The 23,066-nt window shown below is 68.4% G+C and carries 21 protein-coding genes; 6 read left to right on the forward strand and 15 right to left on the reverse strand.

Annotated elements, in window-relative coordinates:
• Nucleotides 1-52 precede the first annotated feature (52 nt).
• Entirely contained in the window at nt 53-841 is a 789-nt protein-coding gene (locus tag AB5I40_RS18680) for a hypothetical protein (protein WP_370939799.1), read from the forward strand.
• A gap of 3 nt (nt 842-844) precedes the next feature.
• Here AB5I40_RS18680 and AB5I40_RS18685 read toward each other — a convergent pair whose 3' ends face one another.
• Entirely contained in the window at nt 845-1,303 is a 459-nt protein-coding gene (locus AB5I40_RS18685; RefSeq protein ID WP_344269565.1) for a DUF4396 domain-containing protein, read from the reverse strand.
• Nucleotides 1,304-1,400: 97 nt separating this feature from the next.
• Between AB5I40_RS18685 and AB5I40_RS18690 the strand changes: the two genes are divergently transcribed.
• Both AB5I40_RS18690 and AB5I40_RS18695 read left to right on the forward strand, forming a co-directional pair.
• The gene (locus AB5I40_RS18690; RefSeq protein ID WP_370939800.1) at nt 1,401-2,864 is read left to right on the forward strand and encodes an alpha/beta hydrolase; all 1,464 of its coding nucleotides are present in this window, start codon (nt 1,401-1,403) and stop codon (nt 2,862-2,864) included.
• Between the two features lie 98 nt (nt 2,865-2,962).
• Nucleotides 2,963-3,976, forward strand: a complete 1,014-nt coding sequence (locus AB5I40_RS18695; protein ID WP_370939801.1) for an autoinducer 2 ABC transporter substrate-binding protein — start codon at nt 2,963-2,965, stop codon at nt 3,974-3,976.
• A gap of 6 nt (nt 3,977-3,982) precedes the next feature.
• Here the strand turns inward: AB5I40_RS18695 and AB5I40_RS18700 are convergent, their stop codons facing one another.
• The 3 genes from AB5I40_RS18700 to AB5I40_RS18710 all read right to left on the reverse strand — a co-directional run bounded on the left by AB5I40_RS18700 (nt 3,983) and on the right by AB5I40_RS18710 (nt 7,663).
• Nucleotides 3,983-5,548, reverse strand: a complete 1,566-nt coding sequence (locus AB5I40_RS18700) for an esterase-like activity of phytase family protein (protein WP_370939802.1) — start codon at nt 5,546-5,548, stop codon at nt 3,983-3,985.
• 90 nt (nt 5,549-5,638) lie between these two features.
• Complete coding sequence (locus tag AB5I40_RS18705) at nt 5,639-6,898, reverse strand: hypothetical protein (RefSeq protein WP_370939804.1); 1,260 nt, start codon at nt 6,896-6,898, stop codon at nt 5,639-5,641.
• 3 nt (nt 6,899-6,901) lie between these two features.
• Nucleotides 6,902-7,663 carry a hypothetical protein gene (locus AB5I40_RS18710; protein ID WP_370939806.1) on the reverse strand — a complete coding sequence of 254 codons (762 nt, stop codon included), beginning with the start codon at nt 7,661-7,663 and terminating at the stop codon, nt 6,902-6,904.
• 526 nt (nt 7,664-8,189) lie between these two features.
• Between AB5I40_RS18710 and AB5I40_RS18715 the strand changes: the two genes are divergently transcribed.
• Nucleotides 8,190-9,212, forward strand: coding sequence for a family 2 encapsulin nanocompartment cargo protein polyprenyl transferase (locus AB5I40_RS18715; RefSeq protein WP_370939807.1), 1,023 nt, complete (start codon nt 8,190-8,192; stop codon nt 9,210-9,212).
• Between the two features lie 469 nt (nt 9,213-9,681).
• Here AB5I40_RS18715 and AB5I40_RS18720 read toward each other — a convergent pair whose 3' ends face one another.
• The 6 genes from AB5I40_RS18720 to AB5I40_RS18745 form a co-directional block, all read right to left on the reverse strand.
• On the reverse strand, nt 9,682-10,803 hold the full coding sequence (locus AB5I40_RS18720; protein WP_370939809.1) for a CapA family protein: 1,122 nt from the start codon (nt 10,801-10,803) through the stop codon (nt 9,682-9,684).
• Between the two features lie 79 nt (nt 10,804-10,882).
• Nucleotides 10,883-12,208, reverse strand: a complete 1,326-nt coding sequence (locus AB5I40_RS18725; protein ID WP_370939810.1) for a DNA polymerase IV — start codon at nt 12,206-12,208, stop codon at nt 10,883-10,885.
• Between the two features lies 1 nt (nt 12,209).
• Entirely contained in the window at nt 12,210-12,515 is a 306-nt protein-coding gene (locus AB5I40_RS18730; RefSeq protein WP_344269543.1) for a transcriptional regulator, read from the reverse strand.
• Nucleotides 12,508-13,155, reverse strand: a complete 648-nt coding sequence (locus AB5I40_RS18735) for a hypothetical protein (protein ID WP_370939811.1) — start codon at nt 13,153-13,155, stop codon at nt 12,508-12,510. Before AB5I40_RS18735 ends, AB5I40_RS18730 begins: the two co-directional genes overlap by 8 nt.
• Before the next feature lie 54 nt (nt 13,156-13,209).
• The gene (locus AB5I40_RS18740; protein WP_370939812.1) at nt 13,210-13,944 is read right to left on the reverse strand and encodes an ABC transporter permease; all 735 of its coding nucleotides are present in this window, start codon (nt 13,942-13,944) and stop codon (nt 13,210-13,212) included.
• The gene (locus AB5I40_RS18745) at nt 13,941-14,843 is read right to left on the reverse strand and encodes an ABC transporter ATP-binding protein (protein WP_370939813.1); all 903 of its coding nucleotides are present in this window, start codon (nt 14,841-14,843) and stop codon (nt 13,941-13,943) included. The genes AB5I40_RS18740 and AB5I40_RS18745 overlap by 4 nt, the downstream gene beginning before the upstream one ends.
• Before the next feature lie 285 nt (nt 14,844-15,128).
• Between AB5I40_RS18745 and AB5I40_RS18750 the strand changes: the two genes are divergently transcribed.
• A complete protein-coding gene (locus AB5I40_RS18750) occupies nt 15,129-16,295 on the forward strand; it encodes a macrolide family glycosyltransferase (protein ID WP_370939814.1) in 1,167 nt (388 codons plus the stop codon).
• 49 nt (nt 16,296-16,344) lie between these two features.
• On the opposite strand, the gene AB5I40_RS18755 is transcribed toward AB5I40_RS18750, so the two are convergent.
• From AB5I40_RS18755 to AB5I40_RS18770, 4 genes are read right to left on the reverse strand one after another with little or no spacing between them, the layout of a single operon-like run.
• On the reverse strand, nt 16,345-18,072 hold the full coding sequence (locus tag AB5I40_RS18755; RefSeq protein ID WP_370939816.1) for an aminotransferase class V-fold PLP-dependent enzyme: 1,728 nt from the start codon (nt 18,070-18,072) through the stop codon (nt 16,345-16,347).
• Nucleotides 18,069-18,836 (reverse strand): amino acid ABC transporter ATP-binding protein, encoded by a 768-nt coding sequence (locus AB5I40_RS18760; protein WP_370939817.1) that lies wholly within the window; start codon nt 18,834-18,836, stop codon nt 18,069-18,071. The genes AB5I40_RS18755 and AB5I40_RS18760 overlap by 4 nt, the downstream gene beginning before the upstream one ends.
• Nucleotides 18,829-19,722: an amino acid ABC transporter permease gene (locus AB5I40_RS18765; protein ID WP_370939818.1), complete on the reverse strand. Its 894-nt coding sequence runs from the start codon at nt 19,720-19,722 to the stop codon at nt 18,829-18,831. The genes AB5I40_RS18760 and AB5I40_RS18765 overlap by 8 nt, the downstream gene beginning before the upstream one ends.
• Entirely contained in the window at nt 19,709-20,656 is a 948-nt protein-coding gene (locus AB5I40_RS18770) for an ABC transporter substrate-binding protein (RefSeq protein ID WP_370939819.1), read from the reverse strand. Before AB5I40_RS18770 ends, AB5I40_RS18765 begins: the two co-directional genes overlap by 14 nt.
• Nucleotides 20,657-20,755: 99 nt before the next feature.
• Between AB5I40_RS18770 and AB5I40_RS18775 the strand changes: the two genes are divergently transcribed.
• Nucleotides 20,756-21,142 carry a pyridoxamine 5'-phosphate oxidase family protein gene (locus tag AB5I40_RS18775; RefSeq protein WP_370939820.1) on the forward strand — a complete coding sequence of 129 codons (387 nt, stop codon included), beginning with the start codon at nt 20,756-20,758 and terminating at the stop codon, nt 21,140-21,142.
• A gap of 443 nt (nt 21,143-21,585) precedes the next feature.
• Here AB5I40_RS18775 and AB5I40_RS18780 read toward each other — a convergent pair whose 3' ends face one another.
• A complete protein-coding gene (locus tag AB5I40_RS18780; protein ID WP_370939822.1) occupies nt 21,586-22,785 on the reverse strand; it encodes a GTPase in 1,200 nt (399 codons plus the stop codon).
• Nucleotides 22,786-23,066 lie beyond the last annotated feature (281 nt).

A 23,066-nucleotide genomic window follows, 5' to 3' on the forward strand; every position in this document is an offset into this window, starting at 1 on the left:
CGCGCGGGCCCGGTTGCGCGGCCAATCCCGCGCGCCGGGCCACGATGCGCTGATGAAAACCAGGAAAGCGGCTGGTCACGTCCTTCTCGCGGTGGCAGTTATCGCTTTGTCGACTCCGGCTCCCGTCTCGGCCAAACCCAAGCACGGCAGAAGAGTCCTGGAAAGACCGCTGACCTACCGCCTCTACGCGACCCGCGAAGGGCTCGTCGGCGGCACGACCTCGAGCGGGCACCGGATCACCGAACGGGACCACTTCGTGGCGCTCCCGTCGACGAAAACGGTGTCCTCCAAGGGAAGAGGGACCTTCACCGTCAAGGTGTGCCGCACCGACGGCGCGCGCTGCGAGTACGCGCCGGTGTGGGATGTCGGGCCGTGGAACGAGCACGACGACTACTGGAACACCGCCGAGCATCGCGCGCAGTTCGATTCGCTCCCCCAAGGCGTACCGGAAGCTCAAGCGGCGTACCAAGACGGTTTCAACGGAGGCAAGGACGAACACGGCCGCACCGTCCGCAACCCAGCCGGTCTCGACCTGGCCGACGGCACGTTCTGGGACGGCCTCGGACTCAAGGGCAGCAGCTACGTGGACGTCACTTTCCTTTGGACGGGCAGTGCTCCCGCCACCGGCGTGGTGACCGGCGGTGCCCCGCTGGTCGTGCGCACGTCGGCGGACAACGATGCGCCGCCGGCCGGATTGGCCGCCGATTCCGCACAGGTGCCGATCGAGTGTTCCGTGCGCGGCGAATCGGTGGACGGAACTACCCGCTGGAACCGGATAGGCCCCGGACATTATGTGTCCGAGGCCTATCTCCGAGCCGATTCGCCGGTGCCGTCCTGCTGAACCTCAGTGCTGGTGGTGGGCATGCACGACGGCGTGCCCACGACCGCGGCCGATCATCCACTTGTTGACCGGAACCGTGACCACGAAAGCGATCGCGAGCGACAAGGCCAGCGACAGCCAGAACAATCCGCTCGACAGTCCCGCGTCCATCGCGCCCGGGATCGCCACGACGACCGTGTTGTCGATGACCTCCATGACCGCGATCGACACCGTGTCGGCAGCGAGCGCGACCTTGAAGGCGGCCCCGAGCGCGAGCCCCGACTTGAGCACGCCGCGCATGGTGAGGGCGTAGCCGAAGACGAACGCCAGCACGATGGACAGCACCACGGTGGCCGCGTTGTGCAGGCCGAACGCGGTGCCGAGGACCATGCCGAGCACTTCGCCGATGGCACACCCGGTGAGGCAGTGCAGCGTCGCCTGGGCGGCGGTGGACCAAGACGCTCCGTGCTGGTGCTCGTTCATGCGGTCGACTATACCCCTGCGGGGTATCAACGGCGCAAGGTCGCCCGATGTGATGACTGTCGCCCGGCGCGTCCGGCGAATCGGTATAACCGGAAGTGTGGTGATCAACTCGGCGCGCCGGTGCGCCGCAGCCCTTGTCCTCGTTTTTCTCCTCGGAAGCTTCCTCAGCGCTCCGGCCAGCGCACGGTCGTCCGCGCTCAAGTGGGGCGAATGCCCAGCCGGGACGCCCCGGCAGGTGTCGTGCGCGAGCCTTCAGGTGCCGCTCGACTACGCGAACCCGGACGGGAAGCAGATCACCCTCACCGTCTCGGGCATGGGCAGTCTCAGCTCGCCGCACTTCCTCCTGGTGAACCCCGGCGGCCCGGGCGCGTCCGGGCTCGGCACCGAGAAGCTCGTGTTCAGCCAGCTGCCGCAGAACGTCGCACAGCAGTATGCGGTGTTCAGCTTCGATCCGCGCGGAATCGGTGCGAGCACACCAGTTTCCTGTGGCGACACCGCGAAACTCGCGCCGCATCCAGCGTCGCCCTACCAACCGGCCGGCCTTCCGCAAGAGCGCGAGCGCGAAGACCTGGCCGAGCGGATCGCGGCGCAGTGCGCGGAGAACGGGAAAGACCTGCTGCCGCACCTCACCACCGAGAACGCGGCGCGCGACCTGGACCGGATCCGCGCGGCGCTCGGCAAGGACAAGATCGACTATCTCGGTTATTCCTATGGCACCAAGCTCGGTGCCACGTACGCGACGCTGTTTCCGGCGCACACCGGCCGGATGATCCTGGACAGCGTCGTCGACCCGACGGTCACCACGTATCAAACGCAATTCCAGCAGAACACGGCGTTGCAAGCGCGGGCCGAGCAACTGTTCGCGTGGACCGCGGAGCGCGATAGCACGTATCACCTTGGCACCAGCCTGTCCGCCGTGAAGGCCTCGTGGAACGAACTGCGCGAGAAACTCGCGGCGCAACCGGCTGACGGCAAAACCGGAGTGTCCGAATTGGACGATCTGCTGGCGTCCGCGATGTATGGCGACTGGGCCTGGCCGTCGCTGATGCGGGCGGTCGCGAGCCATCGCGGCGGGGATTCGACCGGGCTGAACGTCGCTGCCGGACAGGCCGAGTACGCGGTCGACCCCGGCCAGCTCGCCTACAACTGCGCCGACGCGGGCTGGCCGCGCAACTGGGCGACCTGGCACGCGGACACCGCGAAGTCGGCCACCACCGCGCCGCTGTTCGCCTGGCTCAACAGCTGGTACAGCGCCCCCTGCGCGTTCTGGCGGGTCCCGCCGTCGCCGGAGGTCCGGATCGGCTCCGCTCCGGTGCCGCCGATCCTGTTGCTGCAAGGGAAAGACGATGCCGCGACGCCGTTGATCGGAGCGCAGCGGATGCACCGGGTGCTGCGCGGTTCGAGCCTGCTCGTCGACGGCGGCGGCAACCACGCCGCCTACCTCAACGAGCCCAACCCGTGCGTCGACGACAAGGCCGCGCACTATCTGCTGACCGGTGAACTGCCCGCGGACGGGACGTGTCCGGCGGGCGGAGAGGAGGCTGCGCCATCCGGCGGTTGAACTCGTTTGCGTAACCGTTTGACCGCGTTCGGTTGACCCCCTGTGGCCACTGGCCCTACCTTCGGCTCCCAGGTCGAGTTGCCGGGGAACGGTGGGGGATGCGAGGGCGGACCAAAACGCTCGTGCTGGGTGCGGCGCTGGTGGCGACCGCGGCGGCGGTGGCGGCCAGTTGCACGCCGGTGCTGTCGGACTCGGCTCCGGAGCCGGCGAAAATCGCCTTCGTGCCGAAAATCGGCGGGATCCCGTACTTCGACGCGATGAACGCCGGCGGCATGCTGGCCTCCGAACGGCTCGGCGCGAAGTGGTTCACCCGCGCACCGGCGACGGTCGACCCGGAGGCGCAGACGGCGATCCTGCGGCAGCTCATCGCCGAACGCGTCGACGTCATCGCGGTGGCCCCGAACGATCCGGCGGAGCTGGCCCCGACCATCGCCGAGGCGCGGGCGAAGGGCATCCACGTGCTCACCACGGACACCGACGCCGCCGATTCGCAGCGCGAGGTTTTCGTGAACCAGACGACGGCCGAGGGCATCGGCTCGGCGCTGGTCGACTCGCTGATGAAGAAAACCGGCGGCACCGGCGAGTACGCGATCGTCTCGTGCGGGCGTGCCGCGGCGAACCTCAACTCGTGGATCGAAGCCGAGAAAGCCTATGCGGCACAACACTATCCGCGAGCGAAGCTGGTCGAGACGGTGTACGCCGACGAGGACACCACCACCGCCACGAAGCTGGCGAAGGACATCCTCAACCGGCATCCGAAGCTCACCGGCATGATCGGCCAGTGCACGACGGCGACGCCGGGCATCGCGCGAGCGGTGCGTGATCAGCAGAAGATCGGCCAGGTGTTCACCGTCGGCACCGGCACGCCGCAGACGATGAAGCCGTATCTCGTCGACGGTTCCTGCTCCATGACAGTGCTGTGGAACGTCGAATCCCTCGGCTACCTCACCGCCTGGACCGCCGAGCAACTCGCGACCGGCACCCCGCTCCGGCCCCGCAACAACGTGAGCCCAGAGCTTCCCGCAGTGCGCTACGACGCGGCCACCCGGACGGTCCTCCTCGGCGATCCCCTGCTGATCACGCAGAACAACGTGGATCAGTTCAAGTACTGACGCCTCCTAGCGCACGTCGACGGTGACCGTCAGCGTGCGCGTCCACGCAGGCAGCTTCGTCATGTCCACCTGCAAGTACTCGCCATCGTCCTGACGCCCGTTCGGCTGCGTCTTGGCGTGCAGCGTGTACGGAGCGGCCGAATTCGCCACACCGTCGATGCCAAAGTCGCTGTCATTGCTGATCACCACGGTGCGGCCGCCATCGGTCGTCGCGACGCCTTCCACCTTGTCGTGGCCGAAGAAGCCACCGCTCGGGTCCAGCCCGGTCACCAGGCCACCGACGTCGAGGAACAGCTTCTTCGCCACGGGCGTCACACCGACCTTGGTGAGAGCGTCAGCAGCCTCGGCAGTGGTCGCCTTGCCGACGTACGCCTCGATGCTCTTGCCGCCGTCCACGAGCAGTCCGCCCTTGGCCGCGTCGTAGGTCGCGCCCGGCACCTTCGCCGCGGGGCCGAGGTCAGTCGCTTTGCTCAGGTCGATCTCGAACAGCTTCTTGTACGCGCCGGGCTCGGCCTTGCCGTCGCGCTCGTCCACGAGGAACCGGGTCGCCGACAGCGCGGTGATCTCGGAGACCGCGGTGCCGGTCTCATCCGGGTTGTCGAGCAGGTACGCGTACTCGTGCGTCGCGCGGGTCTTCAGATCGACCGTCACGATCCGCAGCGCGGGAACCTTGCTGGGCTTCTTCGTGAGATCCGGCTGCTGCAGCGCGGACTGCATGACGCCGACGAGCGTCCGCCCGTCCGGGGTGAGCGCGAGCCCTTCCATGCCCTTGTTTGGCACGCGGTTCTTCAGTTCCTTCGGCAGCGAACCGTCGAACGGCGAGAGCCGCTCGATCGCGCGGCCGTCAGCGCGGAAGTGCGTGATGAACGGGCCGTACTCGTCGGACACCCAGAACGTCCCGTCGCGCTGCGCGACTAGGCCTTCGGAGTCGTAGCCGTTCGGCGACGCGGGCAGTTTCGCGCCATTGAGGTCGACGATGGTCTCGCCGGTGTTCGCGAGGGTGTTGACCTGGCCGTTGTACGGCGAACCGTCGGCCGCGCGCAGCGGAATGTTCCGCTCCAGCACGGCTTTCCCGCCCTTCAGCCGGAACTTGCCGATGGCGGGCGTGAACGACGGGATCGGCTCCACTTTGGACCCGTCCGGCGCGTCGACGTTCGGGCCGCGGTCGGTCAACCCGTAGAACTCGTCGCGCGAACCCGGCACCGGGGTGAGCGCGGAACCGTAACCGCCGCCGGTGATCTTGACGCCGCCGATAGTGCCGAGCGGCGGCAAATCCGTCGGGTACAGCCGGACGGCGTCGCTGACGGTGTAGGTGAACGTGTCGCGCCCGGTGAACCCGGCGGCGGGCGTGTAGCGGAACGCTCCGTCCGGGCCGATGACCAGCGCGCCGTGCCCGGGGTCGGTGTGCCGCACGACCGCACCGTCGCGCTGGGCGTCGCCGCGCACCTGCAGCGTGTGCCCGGCCCGCACCCGGTAATGGTCGTCCGGGCGGCCTTTGGCCTCGGCCAGGCCCGCGGCGGCCAGCGGCAGCACCAGCGCCCCGGCGACCAGCCCGATTTTCACGCGTTTCATCGGCTTTCTCCTCCTCTGGCGTCATTTCGACGCCCGGGGAAGTCTTGACGGCCGAGTTGGACAGCGTCCATCATCGAGACGACCGCCGCGTTAACGAGCGCGCCGTGCTCGAGCCGCTACTGCACCTCCTCCGACGATCAGCAGGACCGCCGTGACACCCCAGCGACGCTGTTTCTTGACGTTGGCGCGTGCTTTCGCCGCGCGTTTCTCGGGCGGTTTTTGGATGGCCTTCACCGGAGCGGCGCGCGAGGGTGCCGGGGGTTGCGGCATCGGGATGGGCTGGATGATCGCGTCCGGCGGTTGCGGGGGGTGCGTCGGGGCCGGGGTTGGTGCGATCGGAATCGGCTGAGTCGGTTCCGGGGAGGGCGGGGTTGACGGTGGCGTCGGCGGAATTGAAGACGGCGTGGGGCTCGCCGAGGACGACGGCGTCGGGGACGGCGACGGTGTGGGAGAAGGCGAGGACGGCGGCGGTGCCGAGGATGACGTCGTCGGCGGAGGCGGTGGTGGCGGAGGCGGCGGGGGTGGCTCGGCCAAACACCCGGCCCCGTCGGAAAGCACCAACGGCGGCCCAGTGCTCACCTCGACCGCGGAACCGCCGTCCATCCGGTACGTGACGCTCCGCCCGTCGATCCAGTTCGCCGTCGCGTAAAGCTTGTGGTCCGGCCCGAACACGACCGAACCGTAAGTCGCGTCCGGGAACCGCTCCCCCGGCACCTTCGCGACCTTTCCGCTCACCGGATTCACCGTGACCACCGCGCCCTCCGCGGCGGAGGAAACCCCGTACAGCAGACCGTCTTCCGGGTTGTACGCGAAATCGTCGACCCCCGAGGCGAGCCACCACGGATGCAGCAGCACCGGCCCGGTCGCGGTGAGATAACCGGAGCTGCGCGGGTCAACGTCCACTGTGTACAGACTGGTTGCCCGCTTCACGTACCAGGAATTGCCGGACATCGCCCCGGCCGTCGCGCCGGTGACCCAGCTCCAGACGCCGTGGTGCGTGTCGCGGCCGACCGGGCCGAGATCGGTCAGCTCGCCGCCGGAGTCGATCCGCACCGCGTGCGAGCCGTCGTGGAAGCGTCCGTCGGCGACGCCGTACGTCACGTCCTGCGCCGCCGAGTAAGCGATGGCATTCAGCGCGAAAGGACTGTGGTGCAACAGATGCCGCGCACCGGAGGGCAACGTCAACCGCACGATGTCGGACGACCACCCGTCGCGGCTTTCGACCTGCAGTACTCGGCAGGACGTCGCGGCCGCGCGCTGCCGCGCGGGAGCCAGCCAACCGGACGCGACGAGCAGCCCGGCGACCGCGGCCGCGGCGGCCACCACAGTCAGGTACCGGGAACCTCGCACCGGTCAGCCGAGCCGCGAGATCGCCGTGGTGAACGCGTCCGGATGCACGTTCGCGCCGCCGGCGTAAGGGTTCTGCAGCTGGTAGATCGCATAGAGCAGCAGGACGATCGTGCCGGCCAGCGTCGACACGATCACCAGGTGCGCGGCCATCCGGGTGCCGCCGAAGAGGTTCGGCAACAGGATCGAGATCACGCTGCCGAGGATGAGCGCGAACCACATCACCGAGCCGACGCCGTCGGTTTCCGCGCCGGTGATGCGAGTCTGGCGGGCCTGGTAGACCTGCCACAGCTGGGCGGCGGCGTCCTTCTTCCGGTCGTTCGTCCAGTCGTCGCTCGCCTGCGCGTTGGCGACCACGCGGCGCATCTGGTCGAGCTGCGTCCAGCCGGTCTCGGGGATCGGACCGTCGTCGATGAGCCGGGGCCACTCCTGCTTCGACACGGTCGTCGCGTACGCGATCGCGAGATGCCGCACCTGCTCGCCGGTGTCGCCGGGCAGCGCCTGAGCCGACCAGGTCGCGGCGACCAGGCCCTCCGCCTCGGTGTAGGAACCCTCGCGCGTGGACGTGACGGCGTCGAAAAGCGAGATCAGCACGAAGGCGACCAGCACCGCGTGCAGCCCGCCGACGATGGTGAACACCTGGCCCGCGGCGTCGTTGTTGTCGCGGCGGCCCTCGTCCCATCCGAAGCGCCGGACGAGATAGCCGATCACCGCGGCCGCGATCGCCGCGCCGACGACCCAGAACACCCCGGTCAGGTAGACGTTCATCCGGTTCCTTTCGCGCGGGGAAATACGCTGGCCGACGCTATCCAGCCGATTCCGGAACGGACAACGGCGGAACGCGCGATTCAGCCGGGTGGCCGTCCGGAGCCCTCGCGGTTCGCCGGATCGGAGCAGCGGGCCGGATACCGGTTCCCCCGATTGCCCTTGCTCGGCAAGGGAAAACGACTCGGGTACCGGTGGCGCGCACCCGACCGGGTTACGGCAGCAGACCCACGGTGACGCACCCGCCGTTGTCGACCCGACAACAGCACCGGCAATGTCCGAAAAGGAGCCTCGGCAAACAGGTGAACCGGCGGCGGCTACCCGATCGAGTGATTGTCGGGGTGATCCCGCTTGCTATGTTGATCCGCGACGCCGCTTTTCGATTCGCATTCCTTGCCCGCTCCCGGAAAAACAGCGTCTCTCCGTGTTCCCGGGTGTTTTCGACGTTAGGTGGTTTCGCAGTGACCGTCACCGACCCCGCCGCACTGTCCACTTTGGCCGCCGCGCCGCGCAGGGAAGCGGTGCGGCGATGACGACGGTCGACGCGCGCACCGGGCCCCGCTCCGTCGCCGAGGTGCTGGACTGGAGCCGGAGCCGCTGGGAACCGGCGATGCGGGCGGCGGTGGACCGGCTGCCCGTGTCGATGCGCCGGATCGCCGGCTACCACCTCGGCTGGTGGGACGAGACGGGAACCGCGACGAGCGCGTCCGGAGGCAAAGCCCTGCGCCCGGCGCTGGTGCTGCTGTGCGCCGAGGCCTGCGGCGGAGACCCGGAAGACGCGATCCCGGCCGCGGTGGCCGTCGAATTGGCGCACAACTTCTCACTGCTGCACGACGACGTCATGGACGGCGACCGCACGCGACGGCACCGCCCCACCGCGTGGACCGTATTCGGCACCGGACAGGCGGTGCTGGCCGGAGATTCCCTTCTCGCCCTGGCCTTCGACGTCCTCTCCCCCGACGGCCCCGCCGCGGCGCGCCTGCTGAGCACAGCGGTACTGGACTTGTTGCACGGCCAGCACGAAGACCTGGCGTTCGAACAACGGACGAACGTCGAGGTCGCGGAATGCGTCCGAATGGCACAGGGCAAAACGGCAGCTCTGCTGAGCGCGGCGTGCACGCTCGGTGTGCTGGTAGTCGGCGGCCGAGGCGAACACGTCGAACGATTCGGCCGCTTCGGCCGATCGCTAGGCCTGGCGTTCCAACACGTAGACGACCTCCTAGGCATCTGGGGCGACCCGGCCGTCACCGGAAAGCCGGTGTACTCGGACCTGCGCAGCCGCAAGAAGTCCCTGCCGGTGGTCGCCGCGCTCACCTCCGGCACGTCGGCCGGACAGGAACTGTCGATGCTGTACCGCCAACCCCTGTCGGACGACTGCCTCGCCAAAGCCGCAGCCCTAGTCGACGAGGCTGGCGGCAGGGCTTGGAGCCACGCCCAAGCGGACGAGCTACTCACCGACGCGCTTACTGCGCTGACGGCCGCCAACCCAACCCCGCGCGCGACGGCGGAGCTGACCGCTTTAGCCCAGCTCATCACCCGCCGAGACCACTGACCCGGCCGATCACCCGTCCCGGACGAACGCCCGCCCAGGGCAATCGACCGCACTGGACGACTGCACTGGACGACCGCCCGACACACAAAACCAACTGCCAGCACGACCGTCCGATCAGGGCGCACGCCTGTCCAGGACGATCGCCCTACACGGACAACTGCCCCGAACGAACGCCCAACCAGAGCGAACGTCCGCCCCACACGGACACCCGCCCAGAGCGGTCGCCCTACCTCCGCTGGCGCCTACCCAGGCCTGCCCAGGGCGGTCGCCCAACCAGGGCGAACGCCCTAACTACACGGACGCCCGCCCAGGGCAGTCGTCCAGGACGATCGTCCGTCCAGGGCGATCGCCCTGATACCGTCTTGGCCGCATCCCCACCGCGCCCTCGAGCACAGGCAGGCAACCGCCCCAACACAGCCTCGACGTGGAATCGGACGCTCCATCCACGCCCAGCCACCGGCCCGAACCGTCACCGACCCGGGCGGCTCAACCCCTCATCCCCAGCGCCCCGGGAAAGCACCACCTCATCGGTATTGGCGAGCGCTTCCTTCCCCCGCTGCGTCGGCGGCGCAGTCGTCAGGTCCCGCAACCGAATCGGCGGCCCGAGGTCGATCAGCGTCGGCACGTACTCCGCCTTGTCCACCGCCCACTGCCCGCCGGCCCGGCTGAACCGGAACCGCGCCGCGACTCCTTCCTCAGTGGACCCGCGAGGCTCGTCATGCCGAGCGACCTCGTTGCCCAGCCCGAACGCCACCCACTTGCCGCCGACCTTCTGGAACGGCTGCACCACGTGCGCGTGATGCCCGATGATCAGGTCGAGGTCCGGCGACGCCGTCAGTTTCTGCGCCAGCTGCTTCTGCTCAGCAGTCACGTCATGCTGATACTCGACGCCCCAATGCAAGCTGGCGATCACGACCTCCGCCCCCGCCGCCTTCACCGCGCGCGCCGCGGCCAAAATCTCGTCGGGCTCGATTTCGTTGGCCAGCCACGGTTTCCCGGCCGGCCGCTTGATCCCGTTGAACCCGAACGCGTACGAAAGCTGCGCGACCTTCACCCCGTGCACGTCCACGATCAGCGGTTTCCCCGCCTCCTCAGCCGAACGCGCGGAGCCGGTGTGCTTCAGCCCGGTCTGGTCGAGCTTGTCCAACGTACGCTGGACACCCGCCGCACCCTGGTCGAGCGTGTGGTTCGACGCGGTGGAACAGGTGTCGTATCCGGTGTCCTTCAACGCGTCCGCGATCTCCGGCGGCGCGCTGAACGACGGATATCCGCTGTACGGCCCGCCTTCCGGTGCGAGCGGCGTTTCGAGGTGGCAGATCCCCAGATCCGCGCCGGATACGAGCGGTTTGACCCCGGCGAACAGCTGCCGGTAGTCGATCTTCCCGCCGCCGTCCGCCTCGGCCTGATCGGTGAGGCGCGGGTGGATCAGCACGTCGCCGGTCGCCACGACAGTGAACGAATCCGGCGAAGCGGCCGCCGACGACGACGGTCCAGCAGAGGACCGTTGCGGGGCGGCTTCGCTCCCACACGCCGTGAGCATCAGCGCGACCCCGGCGAGGGCGGCGGCGCGGCGCATGTTCGTCATGATCATCCCCTTTGCCCGACTGCCCGGCACATCCTTCCTCATCACTCTTGTGGGTTAACACCCCGGTCGTGACCAGGCGAAACGCTCAGGCTAGGCAGTCGGCGGGCTGGCCGCGAGTCAGCGCCGGATCGGTCTGGTCGAACGTCCGCGCGACGCCCGGACCCGACGTGCGCGTCTCGAACCGCACCGTCACCCGGCCGTGCCCCGCGCCCTGCACCCAGCCCGTGCCGTGCTCGGCGTGCACGACGTCGTCGCCCGGACGCCACCCCGACGACGACACCGGCGCACTCCCGCCCGGCGATGGCTCCGAGGTCGAGGTGACCACCGGCTCCTCCGCGGCAGCAGGCACGGTCAAGCTGAACAACGCGTCCTGATGCGGCACCGAAAGCCCGCTGAACGCGACCCCCGCCAGCCGTACGCCGCCGAACTCCTGCGGGTCGAGCAGCAGCCGTTCCGCAGTAGCCGCAAGCTGTTCGAGGTCATCAGTCGGCGACGCGGTGGTCTCGGAGCGGGTCACGGTGCTCATGTCCGTATGCCGCAGCTTGATCACCACCGTCCGCGCGACGCGCCCCGCCTTCACCAGCCGAGCGTGCGCGCCAGCCGCGATTTTCCTTACCTCCGAACGCAACCGCACAAGATCGACCACATCGACGTCGAAGGTCGTCTCCGCGCTCACCTGCTTGGCTTCGCCCCGCTCCGCGACCGGACGGTCGTCGAACCCGCTCGCCAGCCGTCGCAAGTCGCGGCCGACCACGCCACCGAGCGTCGACACCGCGTCCGGCTCCGGCAACGCCGCCAGCTCGCCCAGTGTGAGGACACCGATCGTGCGCAGTTTCGCTTCCGCTACCGGCCCGATCCCCCACAACGCGCGCACCGGCAGCGGGGCCAAGAACTCGCGTTCAGTACCCGGCGGCACGACGAGCAGACCGTCCGGCTTCGCGCGGTCCGAACCGATTTTCGCGACCTGCTTGCCGGTCCCCGCCCCGATCGAAGCGGTCAGCCCGGTCTCCGAACGGATCCGCACCCGCAGATTCTCGGCCCACTCGGTCACCTGCTCGACCGACGCGCCAACCAGTGCGGGCGGTTCGGCGAACGCCTCGTCGAGCGAGATCCGTTCCAAAACCGGCGCGACCTCGCCGACGACGTCGAAAACCTGCTTGCTCAGGACTTCGTACAACCGGAACCGCGGCGGCAACACGACTCCGCCGGCCGGGAGCAGCCGTCGCGCCTGGGACATCGGCATCGCCGAACGCACGCCGTACTCGCGGGATTCGTAGCTCGCCCCGGCGACGACGCCGCGATGCCCGGTGCCGCCGACCACCACCGCGCGCCCGCGCAGCGTCGGCCGGGTGAGCTGCTCGGCGGAGGCGTAGAACGCGTCGAGGTCCAGGTGCACGACCCAGCGAGACATGTCAGGTTCCAGCGTCCAGAAGCCGTTGCAACGCCTTGGTGTAGCTCTCGAACGCGGCCCGGCCCTTGCTCGTGAGCCGCACCAGCGTGACCGGCGTGCGGTGCTCGTAGGCCTTGGTGATCTCGACGTACTCGGCGTCCTCGAGCTTGCGCAGATGCGTCGAGAGGTTGCCCGCGGTCATCTCCAGCAGCTGCTGCAACCGGGGGAAGGTGATCTGGTCGGCGGGACGCAGCCCGGCGAGCGCGACCGTCACGCGCAGCCGCGCCTGGGCGTGGATGACGGGGTCGAGCTCCGGCAGCTCAGCCACGGGGCCGCACCACGTAGACCAGCGCCGCGACCGCGAATCCGCCGCCGCCGGCGAGCGAGAGGACGAGGAAGTTGCCCGGCACGCCGACCAGGACGCTCGCCCCGCCGCACACGATGATCCAGCCGCCGAGGAAGTACTGCCGCAGGTCCTGCCAGAGCATCCCGCCCGCGAGGTAGAGCGTTCCGGTGAGCAGCAGCGACGTGCCCGTCCACAAGATCGGCACGAGATCCGAGCCCTCGGGAAGGAGTTTGGTGATCCGGATGTCGATCAGGCACATCGCGGCGAACGAGATCCCCCACGACCAGCCGTACATCGCGCCGATCCGCCGCGACGGACCGCGGATCCCCCGGCTGGGTTTGCTGCCGTGCCAAGCGGAGTAGAAGATCGCGTCCGCCATGAGCACCGCGACGACGATCCCCGCGACCCAGCCGGGCAGCAGCGCCGCCGACCGGTCGTCGGAGAGATAGACGAGGCCCCAGCCGACGAGCCAGGTGAACGCCCAGACGCCGAACAGACGCGCCGGGCTGACTCGCAGCTCCCGGCGCGTCCGCTCGTGCTGAAGGGCGATGAGTTCGAGCGATTCCGCCGCGGACAGCGGCTCTCCCTCGTCCTCGACGGGGTCCCCCGCGTCGTTGTTCACCCCGGACCGCCCTTCCCCCGTACTGACCCCGCATGCAGCACGGAAGCTAACACGTCACGCGACCTTCACCGGTCCCAGCCGGAACCGCCGCACCACCACGAGCGCGGGCACGGCCAGCCACGCCGCCAGCACGCCGGCCGCCAGGCCGAGCCCGCCCGCGTGATCGATCGGGAGCGTGCCGACGCGGCCGAGCCAGTACGTAGGGAAGAAGTGCGCGAGGGTGGACATCCATTCCGGCAGGAACGCGAGCGGCATCCACAACCCGCCGAACACGCCGAGCGGCAGCATCAACGCACCGGTCATCGCACCGACCGTGTCGCCCTTGCCGAACAGCCCGAGCAGCAGCCCGAGCACCGCGAATGGCAGCGCGCCCAACCACAACGAGACGCCGCTGAGCAGCCACTGTGCCGCAGTCAGCTGCACCCCGCGCAGCGCACCGGCCACGAAGATCACCAGAACCACCGGCAACGCCATCGCCATCGAAGACGCGATCTTCACCGCGAGGTAGCCGGGTCCGCGCATCGGTGTGAGCCGGAGCTGCCGCTGCCAGCCGTCGGTCCGCTCAGTCGCGACCCGCGTGCCGGTGAACAACGCACCGCTCATCGCGCCGTACGCACCCATGTTGATCATTGTCGTGACGCTGCCCCTGATGCCGTTCGGGCCGACCTGGTCGCCGAACAGTCCGCCGAACAGCAGGAACATGCCGAGCGGAACCACGATGGTGAACAGCGCGAACTGCGGACTGCGGACGATGCGCAGAATCTCGAGGCGGAGATAGACGAGGTTCATCGGAGCGCTCCCTGCGGCTCGTCGGAAGTGAGGGCGAGGAACGCTTCCTCCAGCCCCGCGGAGGTGATCTCGATCGAGCTGGCCCGCGGGAACGCCGTGAGCAACGCCCGGATCGCCAGGTCGGAGTCGCTACAGCCGAGTTCCGCACGATCGCCCTGAACACGTGCACTGGCGACCCCGTCCAGCGCGGCCAGGGCTTCCGGACGAGCGCCCTGTACGACTGCCCTGATCACTCGCCCGGACACATTCGCCCGCACGTCGTCGACCGCCCCGTCCGCGACGACCTTCCCGTGCCGCATCAACACGACCCGGTCCGCGTAGTCCTCGGCTTCAGTGAGGTAATGCGTCGCGAAGAGGACGGTCCGCCCGGCTGCCGTGAACTCGTGCATCGACGCCCAGAACTCGCGCCGCGCGTCGACGTCCAGCGCCGCTGTCGGCTCGTCGAGGAGCAGCAGCTCCGGGTCTCCGGTGAGCGCGAGCGCGTACCGAACTCGTTGAAGCTGCCCGCCGGACAACTTGCCGCACCGCCGCTTCGCGAACTCCCCGATGCCGGCCCGCTCGTAAATCTCCTTGGCCGGCAAGGGATTCCGGAACATGGACCGATGCAACTCGACCAGCTCGGCCGGCGTGACGTCCCGCAGCAGGAACCCGTTCTGCACCATCGCCGCGAGCCGCCCGGAGTCGAGCGCCGCCCGAGGCGAGCCGCCGAACACCTGCACGCTCCCCTCGTCCGGCGAGGTGAGCCCGAGCAGCATGTCGATGGTGGTCGACTTGCCCGCGCCGTTCGGCCCCAGGAGCGCGACGACCTCGCCGCGCCGCACGGTCAAGGACACGCCGTCGACCGCGCGGACCTGCTTGAACTGCTTCACCAGGCCGGTCAGCCTGAACGCTTCTGCCATCTCGTCCCCCAGTGCTTCGCTGTCCTGAACTTTGTAACACAAAGTTGGTTGCAATGGAAAGTGGTAGGCGATGCGGAGTTGTTCACCACGGCAAGCTGGTGACGGCTACGCCCGGCAAATCCGGTTGCTCCCCGCAACCGGCCGCACTACCGTCCGGATCCATGACGATCTTCGCCCGCTGCCGCCTGTCCTGATCCCGGCACGACTTTCCGGGCCGCCCGCCGCCGGGTCGCCCCCGCTTTGCGTGCCGGACCACATCTCGTCCGGAAAGGACACTTTCGCCTTATGGGCAAGCACATCGTCGTGGTCGGCTGCTCCGCGCCCTCGCACGTCTACCCGTCGCTCGGAGTCATCCGCGAACTCGTGCGACGCGGACACCGGGTCAGCTACGTCGTGGGCGAACCGCTCGCCGAACTGGTCGAACCGACCGGCGCGGACGTCGTCGCGCATCCCACGATCTTCCCGATCGGCCCGGACGCGGAGTGGCCGGAAGACCCGGCCGAAGCGATGCGCGTCTTCCTCGACGAGGCCATCGCGATCCACCCGCAGCTGATCGAAACCTTCGACCAAGACCGCCCAGACCTGCTGCTTTACGACATCGGCGGCCTCGGCGCACCACTGCTCGGCCTCCGCTACGGAGTACCGGCGGTGCAACTCTCCCCCACCTACGTCGCTTGGGACGGCTACGAGGAAGAACTCGCCGACGTCCTCAAACCGATCCGCACCTCACCGTCCGGAGTGGACTACAACCGGACGTTCACCGAATGGCTGGCAGAACACGGCGTCACCGAAGACGCTTGGACATGGCTCGCGCGACCGGTGCCGATCCTGTCGCTGATCCCGCGCGCGATGCAGCCGAACGCAGACCGCGTGCCGGAGGATCGGGTCCAGTTCGTCGGCCCGTGCCTCGACCCGGCGCGCGCGGCAGAGCACTGGACGCCGCCGTCCGACGGGAAGCCCGTGCTGCTCGTGTCGTTCGGCACCGCGTACAACGACCAACTGGACGTCTACCGGCTGTGCAGCACGGAGTTCGACGGCTGGCACGTCGTGCTCTCGATCGGCAAGCACGTCTCGAAGGACGATCTCGGCCCGCTGCCGGAGTCGGTCGAGGTGCACGAAACCGTGCCACAGCTGGCGATTCTCGACGTCGCGTCGGCCTTCATCACGCACGCCGGCATGGGCGGTTGCACCGAATCGCTGTGGTACGGCGTCCCGACAGTCGCCATCCCGCAGGCCGTTGACCAGTTCGGCAACGCCGCGCAACTGGAAGCGTTGGGAGTCGGCAAGCATCTGCCCGCGGACCAGGTGACCGCCAAGTCCCTCCGCGAAGCCGTCGACGAGGTCAGCAGTTCGCCGGACGTCGCCGCGCGGTTGGCCGAGTTGCGCGCGGAAATCCGTGCCAACGGCGGAATCACCGCAGCTGCGGACGCGGTGGAGAAGTTCCTGAAGTAAGCGCCCACGAACTGCCCGGGCTTGGCAGCACCAAGCCCGGGCAGTTCGGCTATCCGGCCCGAATCTCGTTGAGATAGTTGTAAATCGTGTACCGGGTCACCTCGAGCTGCCCGGCCAGATGGTCCACCGCGTCCTTGATCAAGAAGTACCCGGCCTCGTCCAGCTCCCGGACCACCGCCGACTTGTGCCGCTTCTTCATCAGCTCCACCGGAATTCCGGACTTCCCGATCGCCCGCCCGACGAGAAACCGCTGGAGGCTGTCGACGTCCGGCAGGAACGTCTCCTCCCTGCGTTCCTCCGACGTCTGCGCCGCCGCCGGAAGTTCGCTGTTCACGCACAGACAACCGATCGCCGTACCCTCGGCGTCCCGCAGGAACAACGTGGACGACCGGATCTCACGGCCGTCCGGACTGTGCGTGCGGTAATTCGTCAGGTCCTGCGTCGTGCCGCGACGGACGAGCCCGAGCAGCAGATCCGTCATCGGCCCGCCGACTGAGCGGCCGGTGAGCCTGCCCGCGATCGCGACGATCGAATCCGGCAGCCGCGACAGGTCGTGCAGCAACACCTCGTTGCCTGGCCCGAGCATCGCCGCCAGCCCGTCCACCGCCGGAATCAACGCGGTGAGCAGCTCATGCGTCGCCGTGCCCGAAGCCGACGCGACCGGCACGACCCGGCGAGGCCGGATCAATGTTTCCAACGCCTCCCGCACGAGATCGGCAGCCGCCACCGGGGTCGACGCGTGCGGCGACAATCGGACATGTTCCGGACGGACCGTCGCCGCGATCCCCGCCGCCGTCAACGCCGCTCCGACCTGCTCAGCTGGCTTATCCGGCAACGAGAACGCGAGAATCCCGGCCCGCCGCTCAGTCGCCGACACGATCTCCGCGCCGAACGAACGCAGCACTTCCTCCAACTCGCCGACGCGTTCGTCGATCCGGCCGGCGATCGCCGCGACTCCGGTTTCCTCGACCAGTTCGAGCGCCGCCGCGAACGCGCCGGACGTGACCGGGCTGAGGTTCGAGATCGACCAGCTCGCAGCGGTCGGGTCGGCCGGGTGGATCTCGTTGTCGAACAGCCCGGGGTCGCGCGCGCCGGTCCAGCCGGACAGGATCGGGTCCATCCGCTCCAGCGCCCGGTCGGAGAGCACCGCGAACCCGGTGCCCCAGCCCGCCCGCAGCCACTTCTGCCCGCCGACCACGAGCACGTCGGCGACTTCCCACGGCGCGTCGACGACCCCGAAGCCCTGGATCCCGTCGACCACCAGCAGCCGATCGCCGACCACCTCGCGCAATGCGGCGAGGTCAGCCCGATAGCCGGTGCGGAAGTCGACAGCACTCACGGAAACGACGGTGGTTTCCGGCGTGAGTGCTTCCGCGAGGCGATCGGCGGTGACGTAACCGCCTTCCAGCCGCCGCATCCGCACCCTTCCGGCCTGCTCGGCGCGCGCCCACGGGTAGGTGTTGGCCGGGAACTCCGCGGCCGAAACGAGCACTTCGCCGTGGCTGTTGAACGCAGCCTGGAACAGGCCGAGGCTGGTGTGCGGCAGCAGCACGGTGTGGTCGGTGTCGCTGCCGCAGAGCCGCGCGGCCGCTGCTTTCGCCCGGATCTCCTGCCGCATCAGCTCGTCCACAGTGGACGGCCCGGCCTTGGTCGTAGCCTCCAGCAGCCGCGCGGTGGTGTCTAAGACAGTGTGCGAGGGCGGCCCGAACCGCGCGAAGTCCAGGTAGCCGGCGGGCTCGTCGAACTGGAGCAGGTACCGGGGCGGGATCCGGGTCACGAGAGGACCCGCGCGAGGAACTGCCGTGTCCGCTCGTGTTCCGGCGCCTTCAGCACGCGATCCGGCGGCCCGGTTTCGACCACCGCGCCGTCGGCGAGGAACACCACCTCGTCGGCGGCCTCCGCGGCGAAGGCCATCTCGTGCGTCACGACCACCATCGTCATTCCCTCCCGAGCCAACGTACCCATCACCGCGAGCACCTCCCCTACCAACTCCGGGTCCAGCGCGGACGTCGGCTCGTCGAACAACATGAGCTTCGGCTTCATCGCCAGCGACCGCGCGATCGCGACGCGCTGCTGCTGCCCGCCGGACAGTTGCCCTGGGTAAGCGCCCGCTCGGTCCGCGAGCCCGACCCGGTCGAGCAGGTCCAGCGCCTCTTTCCGGGCCTGTGCCGGATCGACGCCGAGCACCCGCACCGGTCCCTCGACGACGTTCTCCAGCGCCGTCCGGTGCCCGAACAGGTTGAACCGCTGGAAAACCATGCCGATGTCCCGGCGCTGCCGTGCGACGTCCTTCTCCCGCAGCTCGTACAGCTTGCCGCCACGGAGTTTGAACCCGATCGGCTCGCCGTCCACCCAAACCTGGCCGCCGTCGATCGTCTCGAGACGGTTGAGGCAGCGCAGAAACGTGCTCTTCCCCGCTCCAGACGGCCCGAGCAAGCACACGACTTGTCCTTTGCGGACTTCCAGATCGATGCCTTTGAGCACCTCGGTGTGCCCGTAGTTCTTGCAAACCCCGACAGCTTTCAGCAGCGGCTCAGACACGCGCACCCCTCACCAACGGCATCCCCTTGAGCGCCTTCCCGGCCCGCGCCACCGGACTCCGGTCAGCCGCCCCGAACGATCGTTCAAGGTAGTGCTGGCCGATGCCCGCCACCGTCACGACGACCATGTACCAGATGGCCGCCGCGATCAGCGTCTCCATCACCAGCAGGTTGTTGGACGAGATGTTGTTGGCCGCGTGGATCAGCTCGGTCACGCCTATCACCGACGCCATCGACGTGCCCTTGAGCATGTTGATGAAGTCGTTGCCGGTCGGCGGGATGATCACGCGCATGGCCTGCGGCAGCACAACACGGCGCAGTGTCGCGCCCGGCGTCATGCCGATGGATTTCGCCGCCTCGGTCTGGCCGGAGTCGACGCTGGTCAGCCCAGCGCGGACGATCTCCGCCATGTACGCGCTCTCGTTCAGCGCCAGTCCGAGCAGCGCCGCGGTGAACGCGCTGATCAGCACGTTCGTCGGTTCGTGGACGAGGTAACCGCCGAACGGCAGCGGGATCGAGACCGTCGGGAAGATCAGGGCCAGGTTGTACCAAATCAGGATCTGCAACAGCACCGGAAGCCCGCGGAACAGCCAGATGTAGGCCGCCGCGAACCACTTCGCGACCGGGTTGGCGCTGAGCCGCAGCAACGCGATCAGGATGCCGAGCACGATCGCGATCGCCTGCGCGATCAGCGCCAGCACGACAGTGTTGAGCAGGCCGAGCGCCATCACGCGGTAGAAGACGAAGTCGGGTACCGAACCCCACTCGATCTGCGCCTGTGCGAGCGCGAAACCCAGCAGCACCAGCAGCGCGACAATCACCGCCGCACTGACCCAGCGACCCCAATGCCGCAGCCGGACGATCGGCAGCGGTTCAGCTTCCGCCATTGACGGCCGCCTCCTTGACCGCGCCCTGCTCGACGCCCCAGGACTGCAGGATCTTGCCGTACGTCCCGTCGGCGACGAGCGACTGCAACGCCTGCTTGACGGCGTCGCGCAGCTTGGTGTTGCTCTTCGCGAACCCCATCCCGTACGGCCCGCCCTCGATCGGCTGGCCGGGTACGACCTCGAAGAACTTGCCGTCACCGGCGGTGCGCGAAATGTAAACCGCGCTCGGCAGGTCGTTGAGAATCGCCGCGACGCGACCGGTGCGCAGCTGATTCTGGTTCTGGTTGTCGCTGTCGGTCGCGGTCACCGTGATGGCTTGCTTGCCCGCCTGCGTGCACTTCGCACTCTGCGCGGCGGCGAACTTCTGGTGGCTGGTGCCCTGTACGACTGCCACGTTCTTGCCGCACAACGTGTCCGGCCCGGTGATGCCGTCCGGGTTGCCCTTGCGGATCATGATCGTGATGCCGGACGAGAAGTAGTCCACGAAGTCGATCTGCTTCTGACGTTCCTTGGTGTCGTTCATCGCCGCCATGGTCAGATCGACGCGGCCGGACTGCAGACTCGTGATCAGCGAACCGAACGCGAGATCCTGATACGCGACGGTCACCCCGAGCTTCGCCCCGACCGCCTTGGCCAGATCGACCTCGTAGCCGATCGGCGTCTTGCCGTCCGCGGCGTAGAAGTTGTTCGGCGCCGACTGGATATTGGACGCCAGCCGCAACGTCTTGGCCTGCACCACCGCCGGCGGCAATGCCCCTGCGAGCTGCGGGTCAGCCTTGATCGCACCGAACAACGCGGTGTTGTCCGGAACAGCGCTCTGCTTTTGTGGTTGCCCGCCACCAGCCCCGTCAGGACCTCCTCCACAGGCAGTAGCGAACGCGAGCAAGCCGCCCAGCAGAACGGCCTGCCAAGCACGGGGACGAAGCGACGACATGCGGAACCTCCAGGACGTCGTTGGTTCCGCGGGACGCTACAACTGGTTGTTAAAGAGGTCAACAAGCAGTTGAATTCCTGTCTCGTCTAGCGTGCGAACATGACACTCGACGAGGGCTTCCGCCAGTTCTGGACCGAACGGCGGCTCGCGTCGCTCACGACGGTGCGCCCGAACGGAACGCCGCACGTGGTCGCGGTGGGGGTGACGGTCGACTTCGAACAGGGCCTCGCCCGCGTGATCGCCTCCGGGACGTCGTACAAGGCCCGCCTCATCCGCGCCGCCGGCGAAACGGGACTGGGCGCCGCGGTGTGCCAGTTCGAGGGCCGGACCTGGTCCACGCTGGAAGGCCGAATCCGCCTCCTCGACGATGTTGCTTCAGTCCGCGACGCCGAAGAGCGCTACGCCCAGCGATACCGGCAGCCGCGCGAAAACCCGCAACGAGTCGTCCTGGAACTCACCATCGGACGGGTGCTGGGCAACGCCTGAGGCTCCACTCCTCCGGACGACTGCCTTGGTCCAGCTGCCCTACTCATCCGCCCTGATCAATCGCCCCGATCAGTCGTCCTGGGCAATTCTCCTGGGCAGTTGCCCTGGGCAGACGTCCTGCGCAGCTGACCCAGGCAGTTGCCCTGCCGCCGCGCTCTGATCAGCCGCCCCGGCCGACCGCCTTGATCAATCGCCCTGAGCAGTCGTCCTGCCAGTTGCCTCGGTCAACCGCCGCCGTCTGTCACCCACCAAACCAACCCGGTCAATCGCTCCGGTCAACCGCCCTGGTCAACCGCCCTGGTCAACCGCTCTGGTCGACTGCCCCGGTCAGTTGCCCCTACCAAACCAACCCGGTCGATCGCCCGGGTCAACCGTCCCAGTCAGTTGCCCCGTCAATAGTTCGGTCGATCGTCCAGGTCAACTGCCCTGGACGACTGCCCCGGTCAAACGAACTGCGCCAGCAACCCTTCCGCACTGCGCACCACAACCTGCGCCGCCGCCCGCTCCGCCAGCGTCCGGTCCGGACGCTCCGCCTCATGCCGCCATCGCATCACCGCGTCAAGACCGGCTTCGTACATCTCGCGCGGATCCGTACCCGCCGCAAGCCCTAGCCGCTCCTCTGGCTCCGTCCCCTCCGCGCCGAGCAGCCGCACAGCTTCTTCCGCCGACTCACCCGCCAGCGCGGTACGCCCGCCGCGAATGTCCGCGATCAGCCGCAACTCGCGAAAGTCATGCGCACCAGCCGAAAACCGCTCAACCCGCGCCGCAAGGCGATCGCTGTGCGGCCGAGGCTCCGCGTTCAATACAGTCTCCAGCCGAATCAACGCCGTCCGCGCACGCAACGCATCCGCGCGCGCAGCGAAACACCCCGCAATAGTGTCGCGAAGTTCGCCAAGACCACTACGCCGCACCAGTTCCGTCGACAGCTTCACCCGGTCGTCACAGCCGGTCCGGATCAACGTCAGCGCCAGCTTGACCCCGAACAGCCCGAAACGCACCACCAGCGACCGTCGCGTCTCGACCGACACGGGCCCCGGAAACGCCGGATCAGTAAACGAATCCACCGACAGCAGATACCGCTCCAACTCCTCACGCGGTACAGCAGCGAAGGCAGCGAGAAGCTCAAACTCGTCATCAGTGAACGCGCGCGCCCCGTACGCAAGCTGCGCCGCCACTGCGATCACGCCCTGGAATCCGCTGCACAGCGGATCTTCGCGCCACGCGCGCCGCGCAATCTGCTTCGCGGTAAGCAGTGCGTCAATCCGCCCCGCGCCAGTCTCATCCGCGCGCGCAAGCACAAGGATCGTGTCGACGGCCGTCTGCCGCGCGAACGCTGAAGGTGCTGTCGGACGCAGCGTCGCCAACTGATCGGGCTCAAGATGGCGCAGCAGCCGTACGGATGCGTCAGTGAGCGTCGACGGATGCGGTGCATCGAGAAACTCCAGATCCCGCAACGCCCGCGTCGGCCAATCGCCCAACGCCGCAGCCAACGTGGACTTCCCCGTCCCCGCAGTTCCGCCGATGCTCACCCGAAGCGGCTCGTCAAGATGATCAAGCGCTTCTCCCAGCAACGCCGAAGCCCGCGGACTGTCGCGGTAGTACGCACAAGCATCCGCCAGAAGCGCCCGAACGTCCTCAACCACGCGCGACACCACTCCTCACTCGACTCACGCCACCCGGCACAGTCCCGCACATCCTCGACTACCCGACGACCTCCCGCTCACCGACCACCGAATCCGGCCATCACCAATCCGGCCACTAACTCCCGTAACACCCTCAACTGCCCAAGAAGGCCGCGTTCCCCACGGCCGGAGCCACCACGCAGCACCCTCTCCCGGCTCAGCTCGCGCGACCGAAGCGGCTCAATCCCGCCGACGCAACCACAACTCGCCAACCAGCCACCAAAACTGCTCCGCCACCCGAG

The sequence above is a fragment of the Amycolatopsis sp. cg13 genome, assembly GCF_041346965.1.
Taxonomy (GTDB): domain Bacteria; phylum Actinomycetota; class Actinomycetes; order Mycobacteriales; family Pseudonocardiaceae; genus Amycolatopsis.